Consider the following 6,903-nt stretch of genomic DNA (forward strand, 5'->3'; position numbering starts at 1 on the left):
TGGCCGGAGCTCACCGGGCGGCCCGACCCCGAAGGAGCCACCATGCACACCCCAGTCACGATCATCGGCGCCGGACTCGGCGGACTCACGCTGGCCCGCGTCCTGCACGTTCACGGAATCCCGGTCACGGTCTACGAGGCGGAGTCCTCCCCCTCGGAGCGCGCGCAGGGCGGATTGCTCGACATCCACGACTACAACGGGCAGCTCGCCCTCCAGGCAGCCGGGCTGATGGACGAGTTCCACGCCATCATCCTGGAGGGCCGCCAGGCGCTGCGGATCCTCGACCCGGACGGGACCGTCATGCTCGACCAAGCCGACGACGGCACGGGTGGACGCCCCGAGGTGCAGCGCGGAGACCTGCGACAGGTCCTGCTCGACGCACTCCCGGCCGGCACCGTCCGGTGGGGGCACAAGGTCAGCCGCACCCGCGCCCTCGGCGAGGGGCGCCACGAGGTGACGTTCGCCGACGGCGGCGCCGTCGTCACCAGCCTGCTGGTCGGCGCGGACGGCGCCTGGTCACGGGTCCGGCCGCTGCTGTCCACCGCCACACCCGAGTACATCGGCAAGTCGGTCGTCGAGACCTACCTGTTCGACGCCGGCATAAGGCACCCGGCCGCCGCGAAAGCGGTCGGCGGCGGGATGCTGATCGCTCCTTCGCCGGGCAGGGAGATCTTCGCTCACCGGGAAAAGGACGACACGCTGCACGCCTATGTGGGTCTGTCCGAGCCGCAGGACTGGTTCGCCGCCATCGATTTCGCCGATGCCGCCACGGCCACCGCGCGGATCGCGCAGGAATTCGACCGATGGGCACCGGAGCTCACCGCGCTGATCACCGACAGCGACGTCGCGCCGGTCCTGCGCCCCCTCTATGCTCTGCCGATCGGGCACCGGTGGGACCGGGTGCCGGGGGTGACCCTGCTCGGCGACGCCGCCCACCTCGCGGCTCCCAACGGCGAGGGCGCCAACCTGGCCATGCTCGACGGCGCCGAACTCGGTGAAGCCCTCGCCGCGCACCCCGACGACATCGAGACGGCACTCACCGAGTACGAGCAGGCCATGTTCCTCCGCAGTGCCGAAACCGTGACCGACCAGATGCCCGGGATCGACTCCCCCGACAACACAGCCCACGGCCTGATCAACATGTTCACCGAGAAGGGCCAATGAGCCACTCAAGCCCCGAACCGATGTTCTTCTTACGGCCTAAGCTTGTTCTTTGTGGTCTGAGTCGGTTTCGTTCGATGATGCTCTCGGGTCGTTTCACGGTCTTGCCCACGTCGTAGCGGGTGGCGGGCCGCCGGTTCTTCGAGCCAAGTGGCCTGCCTGGGCCGGGTGTTGAGGGTTTGGCCGGTGCACGGGCGGGGCAGTGCAGGTGCGGGCGGAGGTTCCGAAACCCCCGGCGAACTTGGGCCGGGGTGAGCCGGCCGGGCTCGGCGGGCTTCTCCCACTGCCGCCGTAAGTCGGCGGCTGCGCCGCGCAGGAGGCGGATCTGGGTGTGCGCGGCGATGATCAGCCATGTCCAGCGCTCGCTGGTCTCGGGTGTTCGCGGCTTCGGACGGGTCCACCCGAGGGTCTGTTTGATCATGCGGAAGGTGTGCTCCAGGTCGAAGCGCCGCAGGAATGCCTGCCAGCGCACGTCGACGTCCTCGCTGTTCAGGCCGGTGGCGGACGACCAGAGCCAGAGCGGGAGCGGACGCCTCCGCCGGGCAGGCGGTCGACCTGGAGGCGGATCAGTGTGCCTTCGATGATGGGGAGTTCGCCGGTGTGGTCGATCCAAGCGGAGCGGGTGGTCAGGCGGGGGTGGATGCGGTCCCAGGCCATTGCGCGGACGGTTCGGTACCGGTCGGTGACCTGCACGGTTGCCGCGTCCGGCTCGCCCCAGGTCTCCGGCTTGGCGAAGCGGAACTCCTTGCCGTGCTTCGGCGGTCGCCCGCCCTGGGGTAGGACAGGGCGTACTCCTTGAGCGTGGGCGTCGGCCGTCGCATGACGCGGTTGACGCGGTCGGAGCGCATCCGCCCCAGCACCTCGATCGGGAGACCGGTAAGGAGGTGGGCCATGCGTGGGGCGTCGTAGCCGGCGTCGAAGACGATGAGGATGTCACGGTCGCCGGCATGCCAGCGGCCCATCTCGATCAGGTCCGCGACCACACGGCGGAGTTGGGTGGCGGTGACCTCGGCGACGTCGTCCTCGGGCCCGAGACGCACGGCGTCCAGGAGCTGGCACCAGGACGTCCGGCCTGATTCGAGGGCGGCGACGAAAGAGTACGGCCAGCCGGGGATGAACTGGTCCGAGGAGCGTCCGCTGCGGCCGTAGACGTGGCAGAACAGGCGGTCCGCGCTGGTCGGCGCGTCGGGACGGAGCCAGTTGCTGACGTCGACCGCCAGGACCAGTCGCCCGTCGGCGGCCCTCGGCATCGGCAGACCGGCCAGCACCTGCCGCAGCCGGGGCACGTCCACGTTCCCGCAGTTCAGCGCCTCGTACATCGCGCCGTGCCCGCGCCGGTGCTCGGCCACCAGTGTGAGGTCCACCGGCGAGGTCACCGGCCCGTCCGCGCACAGCAACGCGTCCACGAGGTCGAACAGTTCGTCCCCGCGCGCGGTCAGGCAGTCGAATAAGAGCTCCTAACGAAATGGCCTTTCGGGTCAGGAGTCGATCTCCCAGTGGAGGGTGCCAGCCTGCGCAAGGGGCTCCAGCGCCTCGACGAAAGGAGCCTCGTCCGAGCCAGGCGGGAGGTCCACCGCGAGGTAGGTGCCCTGAAGCCACTCATGAGGCAGACCGGCGTCGACGGCCTTGCCGTGTAGGAGCTCGTGTGCCTGGTCTCGGTCTGCGTGTTCCACGACGAGTGCTACGCGAAGGGTCCGGTGGCCGGACTTGCGCACGACCCTGGTCACTAGGTGGTTGCTGTCGATGGTCACGACGTCGCGATAGCAGATTCCGTAGGTGAAGAACGGCAGACAGGCCACCTCGAACGTGTCCTCGGTGAGCTGGCGTGTCCAGAGCTGCTCGCGCCAGCCGTCCTGCCGGTCCGACAGATCGGCGTGGATCATGTAGTTGGTAGGACCTCGGCCGATCGGGTCTTCGTGCGTGATGATGGTGATGGGGTGCCTCCCGGAGCTGGGTCCCGACTCCAAGATCCTGCAACAGCTTCCTCGGCCTCGCTGAAGCGGGGCGTGTTCAGGCGTCGCCAGCAGATCAGTGCGCATCCTAGGACGAGGAAAGCTTCATGGATGTCGTCGCGCATCTCCCAGCGGATCCGCAGGCGGCGGAACCAGTGCAGATGGGCGAACGCATGCTCGACAACCCAACGTTGAGCGCCCAGCCCGGATCCGTGCTCGGTTCCACGGCGAGCGACCAACGGTTTCAGCCCCAGCCCCCAGACCAGGCGCCGGTACTTGTCGTGAACACGGGTCGGGCAGGCGAGGTGAGCGCGGATGTTCCTGAACCCCCGGCGGACCCGGGCAGGGGTGAGCCGGTCGGAAGTGGTGGGTTTCTCCCAGGGGCGGCGGAGGTCCTCGGCGAGAGGCCGGGCGAGCCGGAGCTGAGTGTGAGCGACGATCAGGATCCAGGTCCAGCGGTCCGCCGCCTCGGGAGTACGGAGCTTCGGAGTGGTCCAGCCGAGGGTCTGCTTCGCGAAGCGGAAGGTGTGCTCCAGGTCGAAGCGGCGGAGAAATGCCTGCCAGAAACGGTCCACGTCGTCCGGAGTGAGGCCGGTCCTGGAGGACCATAACCACACCGGCGGGGCATCACGGTTCTTCGATAGATGCTCGACCTTCAACCGGATCAACGTGCCTTCAACCAGGGGAAGTTCACCGTCATGGTCGAGCCATGAGGAGCGGTGGGTGAGCCTTGGGTGGACCCGGTCCCATGCCTGCGTCTCGGCCTTGCCGTAGTTGGTAGTTGCGGTGACCGTGGTGATCGCGGGCTCGGGCCAGGTCTCCGGCTTGGCGAAGCGGAATTCCGGGCCATGCTTAGGCGGCCGGCCGCCCTTCGGGTCGTAGACACGAGGCGGCTTCGGCAGTCGCATGACGCGGTCGGAGCGGACCCGGCCGACCAGCTCGACCGGTAGATCGCGCAGGACCCAGGCCAGGCGGGTGACGTCGTAGCCAGCATCTCTGCCGATCACGATGTCCGGGTCCCCGGCCTGCCACTGACCCGCGGCGATGAGCCGTTCAACGACTCCCCGCAGCTGGGCGGCGGTGACCGCGGTGGCGTCGTCCACCGGTCCGAGCCGGACCGCGTCCAGGATCGCGGTCCAAGAGGTGGCGCCCGGCTCCAGGACGGCGCCGAAGAGTAGGGCCAGCCCGGGATGAACTGCGACGCTGTCTTCGCACGGCCATAGACATGGCAGAACAGCCGCTCGGCCGAGCACGGCGCGTCCGAACGAAGCGATGGCGACACATCGACGGCCAGGATCAGACGCCCGCCGTCGAACCGCGGCAGCGACAGCCCGGCCAGCACCGTCCGCACCTGGTCGACATCGATCCGGCCGTGGTTCAGGCCTCCGTACATCGCTCCGTGTCCACGCCGATGCTCGGGCAGCAGCGTCAGGTCCACCGGGGACTTCACCGCACCATCCGCACATAGCACCGCATCCGTCAGCTCGAACAACTCGTCGCGCCGAGCGGTCAGACACTCGTAGAACTCGCCCCGGATTCCTAATGCTGTTTGTCAAGTTGCCAGGGCGATGGGTGGTGCGGGCTCGTAGCATCGCCCGTCGCGGAGGAGAGCCCACAGGACATTGACCCGACGTCGCGCGAGGGCGAGAACCGCCTGGGTGTGTCGCTTGCCCTCGGCTCGCTTGCGTTCGTAAAAGCGCCTGGAGTCCTCGCAGTAGCGGATGCTGAAGAACGCCGACGTGTAGAAGACACGCTGCAGGCGGCGGTTGTATCGCTGGGGGCGCTTCAGGTTGCCGCTGATCTTTCCGGAGTCGCGGGGCAGGGGAGCGACGCCGCCAAAGCCCGCAAGGCGGTCCGGTGTACCGAAGGCGGCCATGTCGCCGCCGGTGGCGGCCAGGAACTCTGCGCCGAGGATGACGCCCAGGCCGGGCATGCTGGTGATCACGTCGAAGGAGCTGTGATCGCGGAACCGGGCCTCAATGCGCTTGTCGAGCTCGGCGACCTGCTCGTTGAGGGTCATCACCTCCTTCGCGAGTGTGTGCACCATTTGGGCGGCCAGTGTCTCGCCGGGCAGGCTCGTGTGCTGGCGCTCGGCGGCCTGTACGGCCGCTTCGGCGAGCCGATTTGCACGGTTGACTTTGCGGTTACGCAGCCAAGCCTCCAGCCGCCGGACACCGAGCCGGCGCAAGGCGGCAGGGGTCTGGTAGCCCGTCAGCAGGACGAGCGGGCCGGTGTTGCTGAGGTCCAGCGCGCGTTCCAAACTGGGGAATATCCCGTTGAGTTGAGCACGTAGGCGGTTGATGACCCGCGTCCGGTCGGCCACCAGGTCCATGCGTCGCACAGTGAGAATTTTGAGGTCGGTCACCGTGTCATCGCTGATGCGTAAGGGGTGCAGGTCGCGGCGGATGCGGATCTGGTCGGCGATGACGGCGGCGTCTTTGGCATCGGTTTTACCTTCGCCGCGGTAGCTCTCCGAAGCGCGGTGGACGGCCCGGCCGGAGATGTAGTGCATCGTCTGGCCGTGGTTGAGGAGGATCGTGATGGCCAGGGCAGCTCCGCCGTCAGCCAGGTCGATGCCCCAGGTCACCTCATCGCCCAGGTCCATGACATCGGCGAGGAGTTCAATGAGGTCGGGTTCGTCGTTGGCGACGCGTCGTGACAGCAGCCGGCGGCCGCTCTCGTCGATCGCGACGCAGTGGTGGTGGGTCTTGCCTGCGTCGATGCCAGCCCAAATCGCGGTCATTTGGTGCCTCCATGCGGTCTACTCATGGTGCCTCCCACGGACGACCTCGCTGTCGATTCCCTACAGAGCGATCATTCGCATTTCCTAATTGGCAGCCGAGTCGTCGTGGGGCGCCGGGCGGCCAAGCCGGGGAAGCCACAAGCGGCAGAAGCGTGAGAGCCACACCCGACGCCCCTGGGCGGGTCAACCATACGAAGGGCTAACCACGTCCCGCAGAACAACGTAGGGAAGCGTGACGCTTCCGCGAACGCATCCCTCCGCGCAACATCAGGCAGCAGACTCACCCTCACGGCCTTCGTCTCGGTCACGTGCACCTTGGTCGGAGCACAGGATCAGGCGAAGGCCGCCCCCACGTCCGGCAAACCCTCAGGTGAGCGACTCAGTACGAGACACCGTTCGAGGCCGGAAGAAAAAGAACAAGGTAAGAGGTTGTGTTCTTCTGCATTGCCCGCATATATGGCGGTTCTGGAGGTGTGGGATCGCGGTGCGGAAGAGGTAGTCGGGTGTACTCGAGGCCTGTGTGCTGGGCGGGGTGACTGGTGGGGCGGGATGCGGCTTGTTCCTGTCTCATCCCAGGACCCTGGCTGCGTGCTTCTGTCGCCACTGCTGTGCGCCTGGGCGCACTCGGGTCCGTGGCGATACGCCGGAGGCATGCCGACGCGACGCCCGTAGCCGAGTGATCTGTCCGATACCCGCTGGGAGTTGGTCAAGCCGGTGCTCTCGGCCTGGCGCTTCGAGCGCCGTGGCAGGGCCCTGGACTTCGGCCGGCCGCCCGAGCACGATCTGCGCGACATCATGGATGCGATCTTGTATGTGGACCGCACCGGCGTGCAGTGGCGCTACCTTCCGCACGACTTTCCGCACTGGAACACGGTCTACGGATACTTCGCCAAGTGGCAGCAGGAAGGCGTGTTCGCTCAGCTCAACGGCCTGCTCAGGCGGCTGCTGCGGGAGAAGGAGGGACGGGACGCCGAGCCATCGGCCTGTGTGATCGACGCCCAGAGCGTCAAGACCTCCACCAGCGTCCCCGCCGCCGGCCAGGGCGTC

4 protein-coding genes and 3 pseudogenes are annotated in these 6,903 nt (G+C 67.6%); 2 read left to right on the plus strand and 5 right to left on the minus strand.

The window, feature by feature from the left end; translation table 11 throughout:
• Positions 1 to 42: 42 nt before the first annotated feature.
• On the plus strand, positions 43 to 1,164 hold the full coding sequence (locus tag ACGFNV_RS35160) for an FAD-dependent oxidoreductase (protein WP_393628175.1): 1,122 nt from the start codon (positions 43 to 45) through the stop codon (positions 1,162 to 1,164).
• A 52-nt stretch (positions 1,165 to 1,216) separates the two neighbouring features.
• Here ACGFNV_RS35160 and ACGFNV_RS35165 read toward each other — a convergent pair.
• The 5 genes and pseudogenes from ACGFNV_RS35165 to ACGFNV_RS35185 all read right to left on the minus strand — a co-directional run.
• Positions 1,217 to 2,600, minus strand: a pseudogene (locus tag ACGFNV_RS35165) (NF041680 family putative transposase); the annotation flags it as partial.
• 39 nt (positions 2,601 to 2,639) lie between these two features.
• Positions 2,640 to 3,044 (minus strand): DUF4265 domain-containing protein, encoded by a 405-nt coding sequence (locus ACGFNV_RS35170; RefSeq protein ID WP_393628177.1) that lies wholly within the window; start codon positions 3,042 to 3,044, stop codon positions 2,640 to 2,642.
• A gap of 137 nt (positions 3,045 to 3,181) precedes the next feature.
• Positions 3,182 to 3,349: pseudogene (locus ACGFNV_RS35175) on the minus strand (transposase); the annotation flags it as partial.
• A gap of 555 nt (positions 3,350 to 3,904) precedes the next feature.
• A pseudogene (locus tag ACGFNV_RS35180) lies at positions 3,905 to 4,584 on the minus strand (transposase); the annotation flags it as partial.
• A gap of 81 nt (positions 4,585 to 4,665) precedes the next feature.
• Positions 4,666 to 5,856, minus strand: a complete 1,191-nt coding sequence (locus ACGFNV_RS35185; RefSeq protein ID WP_393628179.1) for an IS110 family transposase — start codon at positions 5,854 to 5,856, stop codon at positions 4,666 to 4,668.
• Positions 5,857 to 6,537: 681 nt separating this feature from the next.
• Between ACGFNV_RS35185 and ACGFNV_RS35190 the strand changes: the two genes are divergently transcribed.
• On the plus strand, positions 6,538 to 6,903 hold a 366-nt coding region (locus ACGFNV_RS35190), incomplete at its 3' end, for a transposase (RefSeq protein ID WP_393628200.1).

The sequence above is a fragment of the Streptomyces sp. NPDC048751 genome (genome assembly GCF_043198595.1).
Lineage (GTDB): Bacteria > Actinomycetota > Actinomycetes > Streptomycetales > Streptomycetaceae > Streptomyces.

Excerpts from the sequence above, each read along its gene's own strand:
- ACGFNV_RS35160 (WP_393628175.1), top strand. The coding sequence starts at position 43 with ATGCACACCCCAGTCACGATCATCGGCGCCGGACTCGGCGGACTCACG.
- ACGFNV_RS35170 (WP_393628177.1), bottom strand. The coding sequence starts at position 3,044 with ATGATCCACGCCGATCTGTCGGACCGGCAGGACGGCTGGCGCGAGCAG.
- ACGFNV_RS35185 (WP_393628179.1), bottom strand. The coding sequence starts at position 5,856 with ATGACCGCGATTTGGGCTGGCATCGACGCAGGCAAGACCCACCACCAC.